This window comes from Paenibacillus sp. FSL H8-0260, assembly GCF_045040625.1.
Lineage (GTDB): Bacteria > Bacillota > Bacilli > Paenibacillales > Paenibacillaceae > Paenibacillus_AQ > Paenibacillus_AQ odorifer.
Genome location: NZ_CP150298.1, coordinates 5771000 through 5788858, shown reverse-complemented (window position 1 = coordinate 5788858; position 17859 = coordinate 5771000). Strand labels below are relative to the sequence as shown.

16 protein-coding genes and 1 riboswitch are annotated in these 17859 nt (G+C 44.2%); of the genes, 11 read left to right on the top strand and 5 right to left on the bottom strand.

The features are described 5' to 3' along the window. Nucleotides 1-280 precede the first annotated feature (280 nt). A complete protein-coding gene (locus tag MHI51_RS25675) occupies nucleotides 281-424 on the top strand; it encodes a sporulation histidine kinase inhibitor Sda (protein WP_036685584.1) in 144 nt (47 codons plus the stop codon). Between the two features lie 132 nt (nucleotides 425-556). Here MHI51_RS25675 and MHI51_RS25670 read toward each other — a convergent pair whose 3' ends face one another. Continuing rightward, the gene (locus tag MHI51_RS25670; protein WP_076128050.1) at nucleotides 557-1531 is read right to left on the bottom strand and encodes an NAD(P)/FAD-dependent oxidoreductase; all 975 of its coding nucleotides are present in this window, start codon (nucleotides 1529-1531) and stop codon (nucleotides 557-559) included. 331 nt (nucleotides 1532-1862) lie between these two features. On the opposite strand from MHI51_RS25670, the gene MHI51_RS25665 reads away from it, so the two are divergent. Both MHI51_RS25665 and MHI51_RS25660 read left to right on the top strand, forming a co-directional pair. Continuing rightward, a complete protein-coding gene (locus tag MHI51_RS25665) occupies nucleotides 1863-3056 on the top strand; it encodes an NAD(P)/FAD-dependent oxidoreductase (RefSeq protein WP_036685230.1) in 1194 nt (397 codons plus the stop codon). Nucleotide 3057: 1 nt separating this feature from the next. After that, a complete protein-coding gene (locus tag MHI51_RS25660) occupies nucleotides 3058-3336 on the top strand; it encodes a hypothetical protein (RefSeq protein ID WP_076277565.1) in 279 nt (92 codons plus the stop codon). A gap of 67 nt (nucleotides 3337-3403) precedes the next feature. On the opposite strand, the gene hemQ is transcribed toward MHI51_RS25660, so the two are convergent. Next, the gene (gene hemQ / locus MHI51_RS25655; RefSeq protein WP_036685226.1) at nucleotides 3404-4162 is read right to left on the bottom strand and encodes a hydrogen peroxide-dependent heme synthase; all 759 of its coding nucleotides are present in this window, start codon (nucleotides 4160-4162) and stop codon (nucleotides 3404-3406) included. Between the two features lie 439 nt (nucleotides 4163-4601). Between hemQ and MHI51_RS25650 the strand changes: the two genes are divergently transcribed. From MHI51_RS25650 to dnaI, 3 genes are all read left to right on the top strand, one after another. Next, nucleotides 4602-4898 carry a YuiB family protein gene (locus MHI51_RS25650; protein WP_036685224.1) on the top strand — a complete coding sequence of 99 codons (297 nt, stop codon included), beginning with the start codon at nucleotides 4602-4604 and terminating at the stop codon, nucleotides 4896-4898. A 240-nt stretch (nucleotides 4899-5138) separates the two neighbouring features. Beyond that, nucleotides 5139-6677: a DnaD domain protein gene (locus MHI51_RS25645; protein ID WP_076184760.1), complete on the top strand. Its 1539-nt coding sequence runs from the start codon at nucleotides 5139-5141 to the stop codon at nucleotides 6675-6677. An 18-nt stretch (nucleotides 6678-6695) separates the two neighbouring features. Then, a complete protein-coding gene (gene dnaI, locus MHI51_RS25640; RefSeq protein ID WP_076134190.1) occupies nucleotides 6696-7652 on the top strand; it encodes a primosomal protein DnaI in 957 nt (318 codons plus the stop codon). A 422-nt stretch (nucleotides 7653-8074) separates the two neighbouring features. Here the strand turns inward: dnaI and MHI51_RS25635 are convergent, their stop codons facing one another. Next, entirely contained in the window at nucleotides 8075-8233 is a 159-nt protein-coding gene (locus MHI51_RS25635) for a YqzM family protein (protein ID WP_094902239.1), read from the bottom strand. 352 nt (nucleotides 8234-8585) lie between these two features. Between MHI51_RS25635 and trxA the strand changes: the two genes are divergently transcribed. Next, nucleotides 8586-8903: a thioredoxin gene (gene trxA, locus MHI51_RS25630; protein WP_036679814.1), complete on the top strand. Its 318-nt coding sequence runs from the start codon at nucleotides 8586-8588 to the stop codon at nucleotides 8901-8903. 121 nt (nucleotides 8904-9024) lie between these two features. Then, nucleotides 9025-10977, top strand: a complete 1953-nt coding sequence (uvrC, locus tag MHI51_RS25625) for an excinuclease ABC subunit UvrC (RefSeq protein WP_282580007.1) — start codon at nucleotides 9025-9027, stop codon at nucleotides 10975-10977. Between the two features lie 88 nt (nucleotides 10978-11065). Here uvrC and MHI51_RS25620 read toward each other — a convergent pair whose 3' ends face one another. Then, on the bottom strand, nucleotides 11066-12742 hold the full coding sequence (locus MHI51_RS25620) for a CPBP family intramembrane glutamic endopeptidase (protein WP_339169666.1): 1677 nt from the start codon (nucleotides 12740-12742) through the stop codon (nucleotides 11066-11068). Nucleotides 12743-13062: 320 nt separating this feature from the next. Next, nucleotides 13063-13238, top strand: a riboswitch (cyclic di-AMP (ydaO/yuaA leader). A 64-nt stretch (nucleotides 13239-13302) separates the two neighbouring features. Here MHI51_RS25620 and MHI51_RS25615 point away from each other — a divergent pair. Further along, nucleotides 13303-14661 carry a TrkH family potassium uptake protein gene (locus tag MHI51_RS25615; RefSeq protein WP_076218136.1) on the top strand — a complete coding sequence of 453 codons (1359 nt, stop codon included), beginning with the start codon at nucleotides 13303-13305 and terminating at the stop codon, nucleotides 14659-14661. 13 nt (nucleotides 14662-14674) lie between these two features. Then, entirely contained in the window at nucleotides 14675-15346 is a 672-nt protein-coding gene (locus MHI51_RS25610) for a TrkA family potassium uptake protein (protein ID WP_036679808.1), read from the top strand. Nucleotides 15347-15883: 537 nt separating this feature from the next. Here the strand turns inward: MHI51_RS25610 and MHI51_RS25605 are convergent. Continuing rightward, nucleotides 15884-16786, bottom strand: a complete 903-nt coding sequence (locus MHI51_RS25605) for a LysR family transcriptional regulator (protein WP_036679806.1) — start codon at nucleotides 16784-16786, stop codon at nucleotides 15884-15886. Nucleotides 16787-17188: 402 nt separating this feature from the next. On the opposite strand from MHI51_RS25605, the gene MHI51_RS25600 reads away from it, so the two are divergent. After that, nucleotides 17189-17854 carry a succinate dehydrogenase cytochrome b558 subunit gene (locus tag MHI51_RS25600; protein ID WP_036679804.1) on the top strand — a complete coding sequence of 222 codons (666 nt, stop codon included), beginning with the start codon at nucleotides 17189-17191 and terminating at the stop codon, nucleotides 17852-17854. Nucleotides 17855-17859 lie beyond the last annotated feature (5 nt).

The following is a 17859-nucleotide window of genomic DNA, read 5'->3' as shown; positions in this document are numbered from 1 at the left end:
TAGTAAGATAAAATTGCGTTTAGTTGCGTTCTTTTGGGGTAAATAACATTGTAATTTATTTACAATAAAAATATATTTTTAGCTGTATACAAGTGGTTCAATCCTGTGTATAACTATTATCCCCATAGTCCACTGTGTAGCTAGTACCTTTATAACGCTTACACACATTTTATACACAGGATTTCCACATGTACTTGTGGATAACGCGAACGCTTGTTCGAAAAATGATAGTTTGATATGATAGATTCAGATCCAAATAAAGGAAAGGTAGATGAAGTTTATGGTTGAATTGTCGGATGAGATGCTGCTTGACTCTTACCATAGAGCAATAGAGCTGCAACTAGAGCATGATTTCATCGCTCTTCTACTCGTTGAAATTCGCAAACGAAACTTACACTCTCCAGTACATGCGGTTCTTCATTAAAAAGCGCAAAGGATAACTTTGTAGCAGGCTACATATATAAAACCGCGAGGCACAAACAAACATAAAAGGGTATCCTCACAGGCTGTTATCAACAGGTCTGTAAGAATACCCTTTTTTATTGTGTTAATAGATTTAGAGTTTCATATTACTGCTGTGACCCGGTGAAAGCTTCGCTTCTGGATCAATGTACACCTTAGCATTATTCACAGCCGTTGGAGCTTCACCAAATCCTACAGCAATCAGCTTCAGCTTGCCAGGATAAGTTGTGATATCGCCGGCAGCAAAAATGCCTGGAATACTTGTTTCCATACGCGAGTCAACAACAATGGAGTTCCCCTCAATATCAATACCCCATTCGGCAATAGGACCTAGGGAAGAGATGAATCCGAAGTTAACAATAACGCTGTCCACTTCAATTTCTTGAGTTTCTTTGGTCTTGATATTTGACAATGTAACCTTGGTAATGAACTCATCACCATGCAGCTCTGTAATTTCAGTAGGAGTAACTACGTTAACCTTGGAAGCCATCAGGTTCTCAACGCTATGTTCATGCGCACGGAATTTATCCCGGCGGTGAATCAGGGTTACCTGTTCAGCGATGGGTTCCAGCATGAGCGCCCAGTCAACTGCAGAGTCACCGCCACCGCTGATCAGAACTTTTTTATCTTTAAAGGCATTTAGATCATTTACAAAATAATGGAGGTTTGCTTTTTCAAAACGTCCAGCGTTGGGTAATTCCAAACGACGAGGTTCAAATGCACCTACACCAGCTGTAATGATGATCGCCTTACTGTGGTATTCGGCTACATCGGTTGTAACCACAAAATGACGTTCGTCCCGTTTTTGAACAGAAATCACTTTCTCCTCCAGCCGGATATTGGATTGGAACATATCCATTTGCCGAGACAGGTTGTCGACCAATTCTTGTGCTGTTACTTTTGGAAAACCTGCCACATCATAAATGTATTTTTCTGGATAAAGGGCAGCAAGTTGTCCCCCCAATTGGGGCATACTTTCAATAAGGGTTACTGATGCCTGACGCATTCCGCCGTAAAATGCGGCAAACATGCCAGCTGGCCCGCCACCTATGATTAAAAGGTCGCTCATAGGAACGCTGGATTGCTCTTGGGTCACGGGATATTACACCTCCGAGTTGATATATTCATTTTGCCATACTTGTGTACCTACTTATTATAATCATTGTGACACATACCTGCAAAGAAAGACTTTAGAAGTCAATAAAAGTGTGACGTTTTTTAGTATTTTAATGTTTGATTAATGCTACACTAAGGTTTACAATGGATATGGTCAATTTAGAAATGCTTCAAGTTTGATTGGAATTTCTTCTAAATATAAGTGTATAAATTCACAAAAAGGACCGTACATTGTTTCAATAAAAAATACAAAGACAGATTTACCTCTTGGAAGGAGCCGGAACATGAGTAGTATTCCCAAAATCGTTATCTTAGGCGCGGGCTATGGGGGTATTTTGACCGCACAGCGCTTGCAGAAGGCTTTGAATTATAATGAAGCGGATGTCACGCTTGTAAACCGTCACGAGTACCACTATTTTACTACCCATCTACATATGCCTGCGGCGGGTACGGACAGTATTGAACACACTCGGGTGTCCATTTCGAAACTAATCGATGAATTCAAGATCGACCTCGTGAAGTCATCTGTTCAGGAAATTCGTACTCAGCAGAAAAAGATTATTTTGGAGGATGGTACCCTATCTTACGATTATCTTGTCATTGCTTTAGGTGGAGAGCCTGAAACATTTGGTATTCCTGGACTTGATAAATACGCACTGACAATCCGGAGCATCAATTCCGTTCGTTTAATTCGCGAGCATATTGAATATCAATTCGCTAAGTACAAGAACGAGAACAATGCTCAGGAGCATATTAATTTTGTTGTCGGTGGTGCCGGCTTTAGCGGTATCGAATTTGTAGCTGAATTAGCTGACCGTATCCCTGGACTGTGTAAAGAATATGACGTTGATCCAAGTATGGTTAATATATATAACGTAGAGGCTGCTCCGACAGCACTGCCTGGTTTTGCTCCTGAGCTTGTCGAGTATGCGATGGACTTGCTCACCAAAAAGGGAGTTACCTTCAAGATGGGTGTTGCGATCAAGGAGTGTCTGCCAAACGGGGTAATTCTGGCATCAGGCGAAGAAATCAAAGCCTCCACAATTATTTGGACAGGCGGAATCCGTGGCAATCGTCTTATTGAGGCTGCCGGATTTGAAGCTATGCGTGGGCGCGTGAAGGTAGATGAATATCTACGTGCACCGGGCCAAGAGAATATCTTCATTATTGGTGATGGCTCCCTTATGATTAATCCGGAAGGACGCCCTTACCCGCCAACCGCTCAAATTGCTATGCAGCAGGGTGAATGCTGTGCGCATAATTTGGTGGCGGCAATCCGCAATCAACAGCCGAAGAAATTCGCATTCAGCAATAAAGGAACCGTAGCTTCCCTAGGCAAAGGCCAAGGAATCGCTGTAGTAGGCAGCAAAACTTACAAGGGCTGGACTGCAGCTCAGTTGAAAAAAGTTGTAGATATGCGCTACTTGTTCATTATCGGCGGAATTCCGCTGGTTCTGAAAAAAGGAAGATTCTTATAAGATGCGCCATTGCAGCGTACAGGTACGCGGACTGCTGACTCGTGATGAATTGGACCGTTATAACGGACTGATAGAGGTTGGATCTTATCTGGAGGATCAGAACCAGTATGATCTGGCTTATATCGTTCAGAAGGAAATTGATCTGCTCATTCTCCCTGGTATCGAACGCCTGAAGGATAAAGGGCGCGCTCGGGATCGGGCCACGGCTGAATATCTGGAAAGTTTACGTGAAGATGATGAGGATAACGAAGACGAGGATTCAGGAACTTCGGTGTCTTAATCTAATAATATGGCAGTTAAAAAGGGTGTGTCTCCATGCGAACTGGAGACACACCCTTTTTTTGTTGTTACAGCTTGAGCATTTCTTCAAAAGATTCTTCAGTCAGCAGATTGCCGACATAAAAAGGTCCGAATTCGCCGTAGCGGGCACTTACTTCGTCAAAACGCATTTCGTATACCAGCTTTTTGAATTGCAGTGCATCTTCAGCGAACAGAGTCACGCCCCATTCCCAGTCATCAAAACCGACGGAGCCGGTAATAATTTGCTTCACTTTACCTGCATATGAACGTCCAATTAACCCGTGTGAAGCCATGAGCTCCCGGCGTTTGTCCATATCAAGCATGTACCAGTTATCGGCAAGCTCGCGTTTTTTGTTCATAGGATAGAAACAAATGTGTTTCGCTTGCGGTAAAATAGGCTTTAGACGTGCGGCAACATGCGGATTCTGCATAGGGTCGCTGCCGTCGCTGCCACTGCCACCAGCAGCGTAGTTGCTTAATTCAACAATACTTACATATGAATAAGCTTTGGTTGTATATTGAGCAAAAGCGATTTTGTTAAAGGCGGTCTCAAGCTGGTTCAAAGCTTCTAGGCTTTCGCGCAAAAACATCATTACAAAATCGGCCTTTTGGCCCACTATGGAGTATACTGCGGTGCTGCCTTCTTTAGCTTCCTCAACAGGGCTCCATTCCTGCATAAAAGCATGTAGTTCTTCCAGGGCAACGGCACGTTCTTCATCATCTGCTGCCGTCCAAGCGGTCCAGTTCAGAGAGCGGAAGTCATGCAGTGCATACCAGCCTTCCAGTGTCAAAGCGGCTTCGATCATGATCTCACTCCTTAAAAGTTTTACGAAGCATAAGCCTCGCTGAAATAACATCGCGTAAAACTTGCTTCGAAAGCATACGCTTAGTTTTACGAAGCATAAGCCTCGTTGAAATAACATCGCGTAAAACTTGCTTCGAAAGCATACGCTTAGTTTTACGAAGCATAAGCCTCGCCCAAAATAACATCGCGTAAAACTCGCAATTGAAGCATAAACTTAGTCTTACGAAGCATCTGCTTCATAGGCTATGTATGATCTGATTAATCTACTTGCATTGTATCGCAATCAAGCCGCCAAGAGCAAACGGAGGCATCCTCTAAGTGTGCGAATTAGTGCGTGAATTTGAATAAAGTTCATTGCTTCGTGACATTTTTTCTAGTAAACTTACTACTAGCTTGTAAAAGATGTGCGCTTCTTTATAGAAAGGGGTGGAGACGGTAAGATGGGATTTATTCCAGTGTTTATCCTAGCCGTTTTATTCTTTGTGATGATGTTTGGTATCGGCTTTATTCTTAACATGTTAATGAAGACAACCTGGTTTCCCGCTTATCTATTCGTACTTATTATTCTACCCGTCGTAATCTATTCTATTTGGGATAGAAACGCGATGTCGCTCTGGGAGCATCTCTCCAGTTTCCACTTTGTTGATTATCTTACAGGTGTCGCTGGTCTTGCAGGTGCTATACTTAGTGGATGGACCATTCAAAAGCTGCGCTTTGGCGGTTACAAGATGTTTTAAAGATTTGAAAGAGCCTATGTTATGAATCAGTCTTATATTTCTGCGAGAAACGGGATACCTTCCTCTTTAGAGGACGGCGAAGCCGTTTCTTCTTGTTTAATAGAGGTAGATATTCGTAAGAAGAAGTTGATTATATTGCGAAAAGAGTCGAAATTGGGATTTTATTTACATTTTCGCTATGTTAATTTGTGATAGAATAGAATCCTGTATGAATTCGTGTAAACAAGGGGGTATCCGTAGATGCGGATGAGTAACTTACATCATTTCACCGAACATCATCGGTACTGCGTTTCCCGCGAATTTGGTCTTAGTGTTATAGATGGACGTATGCTTAGCTCTGTATATCAACCTATGGTAGGAGCCTTTGCAATCAGTTTCTATCGCTTGCTGGTTGAACATGTGCCAGCAGATAGCATTGGCTATTCTGGAGTGGAGCAACAGCGCAGGCTATTTATGACTTTGGGTGTTGAACCCAATGAGAAAGGCCGCAAATATTTAATTGATCAGGCTTCCCGGTTAGAAGCAGTGGGTCTGTTGCAGACCTGTCGAATCTATGTGCCGGAAACAGATGATTATTTATATGAATATGAGCTAATGCCGCCGCTATCGCCAGCCGACTTTTTTGCCACTCAGCATTTAACCTTGCTGTTACGTGATAAAATTGGCAAATTTGCTGTGCTGTCCTTACGGGAACAGTTCTGGAATCGCGAGCCGGAAGAGTGGAGTCGCAGATCTATAGGCAAAGAGAATATTTCCGTGCCTTTTTATGATATTTTTCAACTTAATACACATGTCATTGATTATGAGCTGGAGCAAGCTTTGGCAGAGGTAGCCTCTGTTCGACAGCCCGGCACGCTTGAATCCGGAGAGCAGGCAATCGGATATAGTGACATTATTTTGCGTTTTCCACGGGAGTCTGTGAATCGGGCTCATGTAGAAAAACTGCGCTTTGACCATACTCAAATGGGTGTAATTAACTATGTTGCTCATAAATACGAACTGAGTCCGCAGGATTTATGTCGTTTGCTGGATGAGGATGGAGTGTTCTCACCGGAGGGCGAGGTCATGCTGGATGCGTTGCAATATAAAGCGAGCCAACATTTCAGGCAAGATATGAAACGACAGGAAAAACGTGAAATTGCAGCTGCGAAAGTTGTTTCTATCCGGTCCAGTGCGACCGAAGAGAATGATGATTCTATAGCACCACCAGAGCAATCTGTTGAGATGGAGTTTTATGTAGAAGTACCGCCACAATTTTTGTCCAAGTGTGACATTCACCAATATAATATGATGCTGCGAAACGAACCTTATACAAGACTGCTACAAACCTTTTTCCCGGGTGCAGTACCCAGCCATCTGATGGATATGTTCGAGAAAATAGATTTGAACTATAAGCTGAGCGGTGAAGTAATTAATGTACTCATTCATTATTTAATGACTATGGTAGCCTCGGGTGGAGAACAGCGGATGAACCGCAATTTTGTAGAGGCTATCGCCTCCAATATGCTGGTTAAACAAGTGAACACCTACGAGAAGGCTGTAAGATATATTAGAGATCAGTCCAAAGTGAAGGGCAAGGGGACAACGGCTAATACGGCTGGAGGAACACGATCACGTTCTTATGCCAAAAATACAGGCCGATCCAATAAACCGGAAATTCCGATTGTGCTGGATGATGGAAGTGCCGGAACAGTATCGGAAGAGGAATTCGCGGCGATGATGAAGAAAGCGGCAGAAATTAAAGCCAGTAAGAAAAAAGGCGTATCGCAAACGCCTTAATGAAAGAGAGGTGGAACAATGGAGTCAATGGGCGATGTACTTCGTTCGATCAACAATCCAACTCTACGGCAGCGTCAACGCGATCTTGAACAGGGGTTATTCAATCATCCACTTGTGAAGGCATTACAGTCCGAACATCCTGAACTGGACGAATCACGACTGCGGCTTCATATGAGTCGCCTGTATCAATATGTAGAGGAAAGCCGAAACTGTGCGAACTGCCCAGGACTAGAGAAGTGTCCAAATGATTTTCCTGGCCATTATAGTAAACTAACGGTAGAAACTGTGAATGGTTCAGTGGATCTATATGAACGCAAGACGGCATGCCGGCTTAAAGTGGCACAAGATAATCAGGATAACATCCGCAAACGTATTCGTAGCTTTTATGTGGACGAGCGTGTACTTAACGGCGGTTATGATGAGATAGATATTATGGGCAAAGACCCGCGCCGGGTCTCGGCTGTGAATAAAATATTTGATTATATCACGAATGTTAAAGAGGAAGGCCTGACTTCACGCGGCATTTATTTACATGGCTCTTTCGGAACAGGCAAAACTTTTTTGATGTGTTATTTACTGCATGAGCTTGCTGTTGCTGGATATACCGGAGTGATCGTATACATGCCAGACTTTATAGAGGACTTGAAATCGATCATGATGGATGGCCAGAAGATGAAGGAAACTGTTGATACGATGAAAAACTGCGATTTACTTATTTTTGATGACATTGGTGCGGAAAATTTGAATCCTTGGGCTCGTGATCATGTACTTGGGGCGATCTTGAATTATCGGATGAACCGCAAACCAACCTTCTACACCTCGAATTATCCGTTGGATGGCTTGGAGAAACATCTTAGCTTTACGAGCAAAGATGGTGAAGAGGTCTATAAAGGCCAACGACTAATGGATCGCATTGCTCCTTTTGTGGATGTTCTTCCACTGCATGGGGAGAATCAAAGAGGGGCCAATAGATAAGCCTGGAATATTCATAATGTAAAATTCAAAAGAGCAGTGATTCCTCTTTTATTGGAGGATCGCTGCTCTTCGTTTTTTAATTATTCGAACTCAAACGCCGCTTTTTCCCTGCTACGAAGCAGGATCGCCTTAAGTCCTGATTGTTTTTCACTTGTTCAAACACACTTTCGGGTTGCAGCATCTGGTGGGCATACTGAATCTGATCGATAATTAGGGAAAGTCTCCCTAAAAATGAACTGATTCGTCAGCGAAAACAGATATTCTCCCGATTATTAGGGAGGAATTCACTGATTCCGTTCATTTATAGCAAATATCAGCTATAATCAGGGAGGTTTTCCCTCATTATTCTAAAAAAAGAAGCCGCCCCATAAGTAGCATTCACTACTTTTGAGACAGCTTCTTTTTATTGTGCGATGATTCCTTTACTCCGAGAGAATGAACTTAAGGATGACCATTCCGAAAAAGACAACCGTCATAAACGTGGTCATTCCGAAAAATCCGGTCATTAAATCCCCAAGATCATTGCGGGGTTCTTCGTTGATATGTTCTCGTGGGTCCCGTACTTGCGCGTTAACATCCATAGTTTCTGCCTCCTTACAGGGACAAGCCCTGTATTATTAGATGCAAATTGACATTAGTTTATGAAATAAGTCATTGACAATTAATGCGCTTTCTTTAAGTATACCGAAATGCTGGGGAGGTTGTAAAGAAAAGAGTACGCAAAAAAATACATTGAAGGCAATATAATTGCGAGTGATATTTCACATATCCCATAAAGATATGTTATACTTGTAATGTGTCGGTAAGTGGTAATTTGGTTATCATATTACATGAAACAATTTATTAACTCATATTTCGGAGCAGCTTCCATGAACTAAGCTTTGGCTTAAGATGTGCGTAATGCTTCGCAAAACTTAAAGGAGGAACAATATCATGGCTATCGTGAACGTGTCTGACCAATCCTTCAGTAACGAAGTGGAAGGTCAAGGTACTGTAGTAGTAGACTTCTGGGCTCCTTGGTGTGGTCCTTGTAAAATGCTCGCTCCAATCTTGGATGAATTGTCCACAGAGCTCGGAGACGATGTGAAAATTGCAAAATTGAATGTGGATGAGAATCCGGAAACGGCTTCCCGTTTTGGTGTTATGAGTATCCCAACTCTGATCTTCTTCAAAGATGGTCAACCGGTAGATAAAGTTGTGGGACTGAACTCCAAAGAATCCCTGAAAAATATCGTAGCAAAACATCAATAATTGATAGATGCTACTGTTCGGGCCTCGGCCCTGCCACTCAGCGCCTTCGGTTCATTCCGGAGGCGTTTTGTGTGCTGAATGCCAACTAATCATGGGTCCAATTTAGCTGGAGGGGATCATTTTGGACAATATCCGCAATAAACTGGCACTACTACCCGATCTGCCTGGCTGCTATCTGATGAAGAATCAGGAAGGCACTATTATTTATGTGGGCAAAGCGAAGGTACTTAAGAATCGGGTGCGGTCTTATTTTACAGGCAGTCATAATGGTAAAACGCAGCGGCTTGTCGCTAATATTGCTGATTTCGAATATATCGTTACGTCCAGTAACATGGAAGCGCTCATTCTAGAGTGTAATCTGATTAAGAAACATATGCCGCGTTATAATGTGCTTTTGAAAGACGACAAGACGTTTCCTTATATAAAAATAACGAATGAAACTCACCCGCGCCTTGAGGTTACACGCCGGGTGATTAAAGATAAAGCAAAATATTTTGGCCCTTATCCTAATGCTTATGCTGCTCAGCAGACAAAAAAGCTCCTAGATCGTATGTACCCGCTTCGTAAATGCGGCGTGATGCCAAAGGAGGTCTGTCTTTACTATCACATGGGCCAGTGTTTGGCACCGTGTGAGAAGGAGGTTCAGAAATCCGAGTATGAGCAGATTACGCAGGACATCGCTGCTTTTCTAGGCGGAGGTCATGAGGCGGTCAAAAAGGATTTACAGCAAAAAATGCAGGAAGCTGCTGAGGAATTATATTTTGAGCGGGCGAAGGAACTGCGGGATCAGATTATCCATATCGATGCATTAATGGAGAAGCAGAAGATCAACACTACAGATACTAAGGACCGGGATGTATTTGGTTATGCTGTAGACAAGGGATGGATGTGTGTACAGATTCTGTACATGAGACAAGGGAAGATGATTCAGCGCCATTCCTCCGTGTTCCCGTTCTATGGTGAAGCCTACAGTGACTTTATGTCTTATGTGACGCAGTATTATAGTGATAATCCCGCTTTGCCGCAGGAGATCCTGCTGCCGGATGTGCTCGATGAGGAGTCTCTGGCTAATAAAGAGACTAAACCCGAGATCGCCATAGCTGCTCCAGCAGAAGCGGATTTACAACAGGGTGAAGATACTCCTGAATCGGCTGAAGAGGCTGAGGCACGTGCGACGGCGGCGGAGGAAGCTGCGGCAGCAGGGATCGTGGATGCCGCTGGCGGCGCCTCCATTCTGCAGGAGTGGCTGGGCATTAAGGTGCTTGTGCCACAACGCGGTCTTAAGAAGCAGATGGTTGGCATGGCTTGTCAAAATGCAAGAGTGGCTATCGACGAGAAATTCCGGCTGATTGAACGGGATGAAGAGCGTACCTCTGGAGCAGCGATCAGCTTAGGCGAGAGCTTGGGGCTTGAACGCTTGAGCCGTATTGAGGCGTTCGATAACTCGAACATTCAGGGGACTAATCCGGTCTCAGCGATGGTTGTCTTCATTGATGGCAAGCCTGCACGAAAAGAGTACCGTAAATATAAGGTTCGTACGGTAGTGGGTGCGGATGATTATGGAACGATGCGCGAGGTCATTCGGCGGCGATATGAGCGGGTATTGAAGGAGAATCTTCCGATACCGGATCTTATCGTGGTCGATGGAGGGAAAGGGCAAATCTCCTCTGCTATTGATATTCTGGAGAATGAGCTGGGATTATTCATTCCGGTCTGCGGCCTTGTTAAGGATGATAAGCATAAGACGGCTCAGCTTTTGGTTGGAGATCCGCCAGAGCCTGTCGCGCTAGCCCGGGACAGTCAGGAATTTTACCTTTTGCAGCGGATTCAGGATGAGGTCCATAGGTTCGCGATCACCTTCCACCGTGAACAGCGCGGGAAGTCCATGGTTACCTCCAAGCTGGACTCTATACCTGGTATAGGTGAGAAGCGCCGTAAAGCGCTGCTAAAGCATTTCGGATCGCTTAAGAAAATTAAAGAAGCCTCCGTGGATGATTTCCGTACACTTTCTATTGGAGAAAAGCTGGCAAAACAAATTCTTGATGCGCTCAAGGATGAAGAGCCAACCTCATAGCAATGGTGACAAAAGAAAAAGGGTATCAAAGCAGCGACTAAAACGGCTTTGATGCCCTTTTTTAATTTCATTACGTCTTCACATTAGTTTAAATCAAAGAAGAAGGCTCCACCGGCTTAGGCTTCTGTGGTGGATTAAATCGATAGACGATGTAAGCGACTATGAACGGCATAATAATCGCGAAGATACCCGCTCCTACATTTACGCTCTCCTTCATAAAGATCAGCGTAGCGCCCATCAGGATGCTGTCAAACACGACGTGGCTGAACATGACAGCAATAAACCCGTAACGAAGGAAAATATAGCTGAACAGCAGCCCGATTACAGTCAGCTCAATGGGACGGGAGCTGATGGGATAGATCGGATATAACGTATGGCCAAACGCCCAAACCAGCGTGGTGATCAAGCAAGCGATAAAAGTGTTCCGGAACACCTTTTTCAGCATAGGAATTCCGAAAAAGCGATAAATGGCTTCCTCAGATAAACCAGCGAGCCATGCGACGATAGGCAGAAGCCAAGCATATCTCATGTTATAAGGAGATTGGGTGGCGTCTGTAGTAGACCAATTGTGCAAGGTAAACGATAATATGATGAACATAACCGTCTGCACCCCTAGTAGAACGAAAGCCCAGATGTATCCAGCCCGGATACTGTCCAACACATATTGTCCGTAGCCGGGCTCTTTGGCGCGGGGCCAAGGGTTCATGCCTTCCTCTTTTCGCCATAGGCCATTGCCGCCCACTAAAGAGAAGTAGAGCAAGGAGGACATCAGCAGGCTGTACAAAGCATAAATGATAAACATAATGACAGAGGTAATCTGTGCTTCTAGCCCTTCGCCCGTTGATTCAGGCAGCATATTATAGGTGCTGATCATCATGATTACAAAATAGGCTGAGCTTAGGAATACTCCACGTTTAAAGGAAGTATGCTCTCTTCTAAGAATACTGTAGACGAGTGCCAGAATTCCTAAAATCAGTGTGGGTATACCGTAACCGAATAATGTTAGCTTTTCCGCTAAAGAGGTCTGTCCTTGTACGTAGGAGGTATGCCAAGCCGGTGCAGTGAATCCGGCATTAAAGCTGGATACCTGCTCTCCACTGAAATCAAAATAATAGTGCAATAAGGATTCGCCGACCTGAACAGTACTATCCGTATACACTAGCCCATGGCTTCCTGTATTCGATTCAATTTGTAGCTTGGCAGGATTTACTTCCCATTCCTGAAGCCAAGGACGAGCAAGATTCTCCTTCTGCGCTAGAGTGAGGTCAGCTCCCTTGTCCTCTTTTGCACCAACGGAAGCGATGCCTGACCCCTCTTCGGAGGTAACTTTTGCAGCCTTTGAGAAAGCGACAATCTTACCGTTATACATATTGAGGTCAACGATGATTTGCGGCTCTTGCTCCGCTGAAGGAGTAAGCGTTGCCCGAAAGACATCAAAAGGATATTTTTGATCCAATTTTTTCTTGGTGTAGTCCTCCACAAGCTTCTCGCGAGACATATAGCCATAAAAGGAAGAGTCCGTCTGGTAAAGTACATTCCATTGATCGTTTGGTGCTTCGGTGTAGTTGAGCTTTTGTTCTGCAAATAATATGGCTTGGTCACGGGCTTCTGCCTTGCTAATGACGGTGGTATCTTCACCTGTAGGGCTACTAAGCAGTGAAGGGGAAATCTGAAACATAATAAATAGAATAAGACCGATAATGCCCGAGATGATGAGCCTCTTGGAGAGGGCACGTTGCTGTAAGGGCTGGCCAACGGGATTCATGTAACGCCTCCTTGTTATGTACTGACAATGTTATGTTCCATTATAGTATTAGTGCCTGGTTGGTTACAAAAAACATTATATGTTCTTTTTATGGGTAATAGAGATAGTATAGAATAGTCATGTGAATTTATACCATGAATTTTATCGTGTTCATTTCTGCACGAATGATGAGAATCGGTGTAATTGCAGGGAAAACACGGAAAAGTGATGAGAAAAGGCACTCCTTTTGATGCAGTCTCTTTAAACCGCATTTTTTCATGTGAATGAGCATTAATTGTGTCTTTGTGAATTCACTAAATAACGTATATAATTTGTATGCAATTGTATAGTAGCCGAATTTCTGGTGAAAACGGGGGAACCATAAGAAGTGATGAAAAGTGGAGTGTACACGATAAATGGCACTTTCATCAGGGGTGAATTTCGTTCTGGGAACGAATAGGGCAGCCTGCACAGTCCGAATCCGACAGCTAACCTCGTAGGCTAATTTACTGCAGGAACCAAGTCAGCATTGGTTTTCCAGTGCTTTTTTTGTTGGAATTTTTGATAAGAAGGTGAGCAAAATGGCTTCACAGTTTCGCAGGATTTCTGAATTTAAGTTTCTGAAGCTCTCGCCGCCGCAGATACTGGTGCTTGGTTTTGCATCGATCATTCTGATAGGGGCCCTGCTGCTTACGCTGCCCATCTCAAGCACAAGCGGGAATTCCGTGGAATTTATTGATGCATTATTTACTTCAACGTCGGCAACCTGTGTTACAGGGCTTGTTGTGCTGGATACCGGAACTTCGTTCACGATTTTTGGGAAAACCGTAATTATGATTCTGATCCAGATCGGCGGCTTAGGTTTTATGACCATGGCCACTCTATTTTCACTGGTGTTAAAGCGTAAAATATCTTTGCGGGACAGGCTAATCCTACAGGAAGCCATGAATCAAGGCTCTATGGAAGGAATTGTGCGACTGATCCGGAGAGTCCTCATATATTCTCTTGTCATAGAAGGCTGTGCCGCTGTGCTGCTGTCTATTCGCTGGGCTTTTGATATGCCGTTGGGAAAAGCGATTTATTATGGCATATTTCATGCGGTGTCTATGTTTAATAATGCGGGGTTCGATATTTTTGGGGATTTTCGCAGTTTAACTGATTATGTATATGATCCGCTTGTGAATATTATTGTGATGTTTCTGATTGTCTCCGGCGGGATTGGTTTTATTGTAATGTCAGATCTGGTGGAGTTTCGGGTAACCCGCAGGCTGTCTCTACATAGTAAAGTTGTCCTGTCCACCAGTACAGGGCTGATTCTGATCGGAGCTTTGGTTATTTTTATATTTGAGTTTACTAACACTCGTACCCTGGGTTCACTGAATTTCGGCGGTAAAATATTATCGGCCTTCTTTCAATCCGTGTCTCCCCGTACGGCTGGCGCGAACACAGTAGATATTGCTGGACTTCGGCAGGCTACACAATTTTTTATAGTGATTCTTATGTTTATTGGTGCTTCTCCGGGCTCAACGGGCGGGGGGATTAAGACAACAACCTTTACGATGATGATTGGTGCTGTAATTGCTATGCTGCGTGGACGGGAAGATGTTGTGTTGTTCCGTTATCGGCTGGCTCAGGAGCGCATCTACAAGGCATTAACGATCACGCTGCTGGCTTTGTTGTTAATCGCCTCTGTGTCGATGATACTCTCCACAACTGAAGACAGTAATTTCTTGGCAATCTTGTTTGAGACGACCTCCGCCTTTGCTACGGTAGGACTGACTATGGGGCTAACTCCGGAACTGTCAGCGATCGGTAAGATTCTACTCTGTCTGACGATGTTTGCAGGTCGGCTAGGTCCACTAACCTTAGCGTATGCACTCGGTCCCAAACAGGGTAAACCACTGTATAAGTATCCGGAAGGTAAAATAATTATTGGATAGGAGTTAATTAGAAATGAAAGCACAGCAATTTGTAGTAATCGGCTTAGGTCGCTTCGGTTCAAGCCTGGCGCTTGAGCTGATGGAAATGGGCTACGAGGTGCTCGGCATTGACCACCATGAAGAACGCGTGGAGGAAATGAGCGATCAGCTGACGCATACGGTAGTAGCAGATGCTACAGATGAGGGAATTATGCGCTCGCTTGGTGTACGGAACTTTGATTGTGGGATTGTTGCGATTGGTGACAATATGGAGAGAAGCATTCTGGCGGCCATTTTGTTGAAGGAGATTGGAGTCAAGCAAGTGGTGGCTAAGGCAATCTCCATCCTTCATGGCCGCGCACTGTCGCGGCTGGGGGTTGATCGGGTTATTTTTCCGGAGCGGGATATGGGGATTCGTGTGGCACACCAGCTGGTGACGCCCAATTTGCTGGATTATATTGAACTGTCCAAGGATTATAAAATTGTCGAGCTGACCGTACCGTCCTGCATGAACGGCAGAAGCTTGTCTGATTTAAATACAAGAGCTAAATATGGCTGCAGTATTGTTGCCCTAAATAGGGAAAGTGGAATAATCGTCGCTCCAACTGCCCATGATTATTTAAGTGAAGGCGATGTTATGGTACTCATTGGTCCTAATGAAAGTATTGACCGTTTTGAGAGTGAAGTTGTGAACCAAGAATCATAGGAAAAGAAGCTGACTCAAAAGTAGTGAATTCTACTTGGGGGCAGCTTCTTTTTTATGGAGTAAAGAGTAGGAAACGTATTGGATTTTAATATGCCATATGACTATGGACCATGCGTAGTGTTCTATAATGTTGGTTTGGTCGGTGCGCGACTTGCTAGGTGTGGTTATCGTACGGCTTGCAATTAGATGATTTGTGGTATCTGTGACGGTGAAATATGTGTGGCGAAAAGCGATATGTGTTCTTTGTTTGTGCGATGTACAGAGTGGGTTTTAAACTAGTTGGGGAAAAACTCCCTGAAAATAGCCACTATTCGCTCTAAATGAACGACATTAGGGAATTCCTCCCTAATAAACAGAGGGATTCCTTTATTAGTTACTGAATCGGCCGAAAATTAGGGAAGTTTTCCCTAATTTTAAGTCTGCTGAACAGAAATCTCTGAACTTCAGGGAAAAATTCCCTAATTACGCTATAAGTACTTCACTTATTGCCTCATTTGGAGATCACTAGGTGCGCCCCTTGATTCATTTGGTCCGGCTTTACTGCTCACGTTCTGTCAGAAACATCTCTTCGGTAACTTGCACCAGACTGCGAGCCGCCGTGCTCATGCTTCCATCGTCACGGTAGATCAGGCAGGTGGTCCGTTGAGTCTGTTCCAGCTCCTTGATATGTAAGGACACCAGCCCGCCGCCGTTCAGCAGCTCTGGACGCAGATAAGACTTTGGCAGCAACGCAGCCGCTTTGACAGTCGGAAGCAGCCGTACGATGGCTTCGAAGGAGTCAATCTCCATGCGCACATCGGGATCAATCCCGCAGCGCTGGAATAGATCGTCCGTCAGACGCCGGTACCAGGTCCCCTTTGAGAAGAGAATCATAGGCAGCCGGGATAGATTATCCATGGTTAGCTTGGAAGATAAATTTAAAGGATGCTGCTCTGAGACGACTAGTCGCAGTTGATCCTCAAATAGAGAAATGCAGCGCAACCCGGGTTCTTGAATAGAGGAAGCGATCAGACCTACATCTGATTTTCCCTCACTAACTGAGGATACGATCTCATGCGTTCGGCCTGTGATCAGCTTCAGCTCTGCGGTCGGATATTTGTCCATATAAGCGTTTACCAGCGGCGGAAGCGTGGTCTGCAGGGAGGTAAGACTAGCCCCCAAGGTGACAAGCCTTGGCTCCCCCTCTTTGAATTTGGAAAGAGCCTCCAGAAACTTCGAACGCTGCTGCCGTTGTTCAAGCGCATAGGAATAAGTGAGACGCCCAACCTCGGTTAACTCCAGTCGTTTGCCATAACGATTAAACAGTGCGACCCCCAGACGTTCCTCGAGTTTAGAAATTTTGCGAGACAAGGCGGGCTGGGATAGATTGAGCTGGCGTGAGGCCCGGTTTAAGCTGGAATGTTCCACAACTGCTGCAAAAACATCTAAATCGTCAAACATAATTGAGTTCCTCTCCTAATGCGATGTACGATCAGTAGTGATGAAATTCATAGCCGTAAGAGTAACTGTTCTTATTACATAAGGAAAATCAGGTTATGTCGGAAAATGTTGTTTTGCTAAATGAGAATTATTATCATATAAAATCTATTCTTATGCGTTTATTGTATAACGTTTAATAATTAGATTGCAATTCCCTTATAAGCGAAAAAAGAGTAACATGAAAAGTGACACAAGATATTCACATTTTGTGAAAAATAAAACTAAGTCCGGTAAACTCTAGGATAACGGTAAATTAAGGAATTATGTCATTGGATTGTCAACGTTATCCTGTGTCAAATGTAGTTCCGGCGGTGAATACCCATTAATGAAAACGCTGTTTTAATCGGAAAGGGGTTACTTTGTATGAAAGGATTTTATTCCAGAAAGATTCATTCCTTGCTAGGCGTTATCCCACTTGGAGCCTTCTTCATTGAGCACATGATGACGAATTTTGCGGCTGTAGAGGGTGGCGCTTCCGGTTTCACTGACAGCGTGTTATGGCTGAACAGCCTGCCGCTCGTCTTCTTCCTGGAATTGTTCGGTATATGGCTTCCTCTGCTGTACCATGGGGTATACGGACTTTATATTGCGTATCAATCCAAGCCGAACTTGAACCGTTTCAACATTGAAAGAAACTGGCGTTATACCCTGCAACGGATTACAGGTATTGTTACCTTCATCTTTATCGTCTGGCACTTGTTCCAAACACGGGTTCAGGTGGCGGTGGGTAATGTGGAGCACGAAGAATTAGGCGGTCTGATGCATGATATCGTGACTCAGCCACTTCTGCTGACACTGTATATTATCGGTATCGTTGCTGCATGCTTCCACTTCTCGAACGGTCTCTGGTCTTTCTTGATCAGCTGGGGAATTACCGTAGGTCCACGTGCACAGCGGGTATCTTCTTACCTCTGTCTTGGCATATTTGTATTAGTAACTTTCATGTTCCTGATTTCGCTGGTTACTTTCCGTGACAGTGAATTTCAAACCGCAGCAACCATTGCCCAGTCCATAAAGACCTTCATTTAATTTAA

Bases quoted from the DNA above. Each gene is read 5' to 3' on its own strand.
- MHI51_RS25665 (WP_036685230.1), top strand. From the start codon at position 1,863: ATGAGTAGTATTCCCAAAATCGTTATCTTAGGCGCGGGCTATGGGGGT.
- hemQ (WP_036685226.1), bottom strand. From the start codon at position 4,162: ATGATCGAAGCCGCTTTGACACTGGAAGGCTGGTATGCACTGCATGAC.
- MHI51_RS25600 (WP_036679804.1), top strand. From the start codon at position 17,189: ATGAAAGGATTTTATTCCAGAAAGATTCATTCCTTGCTAGGCGTTATC.
- MHI51_RS25670 (WP_076128050.1), bottom strand. From the start codon at position 1,531: ATGAGCGACCTTTTAATCATAGGTGGCGGGCCAGCTGGCATGTTTGCC.
- MHI51_RS25605 (WP_036679806.1), bottom strand. From the start codon at position 16,786: ATGTTTGACGATTTAGATGTTTTTGCAGCAGTTGTGGAACATTCCAGC.
- MHI51_RS25615 (WP_076218136.1), top strand. From the start codon at position 13,303: ATGGCTTCACAGTTTCGCAGGATTTCTGAATTTAAGTTTCTGAAGCTC.
- MHI51_RS25620 (WP_339169666.1), bottom strand. From the start codon at position 12,742: ATGAATCCCGTTGGCCAGCCCTTACAGCAACGTGCCCTCTCCAAGAGG.
- MHI51_RS25660 (WP_076277565.1), top strand. From the start codon at position 3,058: ATGCGCCATTGCAGCGTACAGGTACGCGGACTGCTGACTCGTGATGAA.
- MHI51_RS25675 (WP_036685584.1), top strand. From the start codon at position 281: ATGGTTGAATTGTCGGATGAGATGCTGCTTGACTCTTACCATAGAGCA.
- MHI51_RS25645 (WP_076184760.1), top strand. From the start codon at position 5,139: ATGCGGATGAGTAACTTACATCATTTCACCGAACATCATCGGTACTGC.
- dnaI (WP_076134190.1), top strand. From the start codon at position 6,696: ATGGAGTCAATGGGCGATGTACTTCGTTCGATCAACAATCCAACTCTA.
- MHI51_RS25650 (WP_036685224.1), top strand. From the start codon at position 4,602: ATGGGATTTATTCCAGTGTTTATCCTAGCCGTTTTATTCTTTGTGATG.
- MHI51_RS25610 (WP_036679808.1), top strand. From the start codon at position 14,675: ATGAAAGCACAGCAATTTGTAGTAATCGGCTTAGGTCGCTTCGGTTCA.
- trxA (WP_036679814.1), top strand. From the start codon at position 8,586: ATGGCTATCGTGAACGTGTCTGACCAATCCTTCAGTAACGAAGTGGAA.
- MHI51_RS25635 (WP_094902239.1), bottom strand. From the start codon at position 8,233: ATGGATGTTAACGCGCAAGTACGGGACCCACGAGAACATATCAACGAA.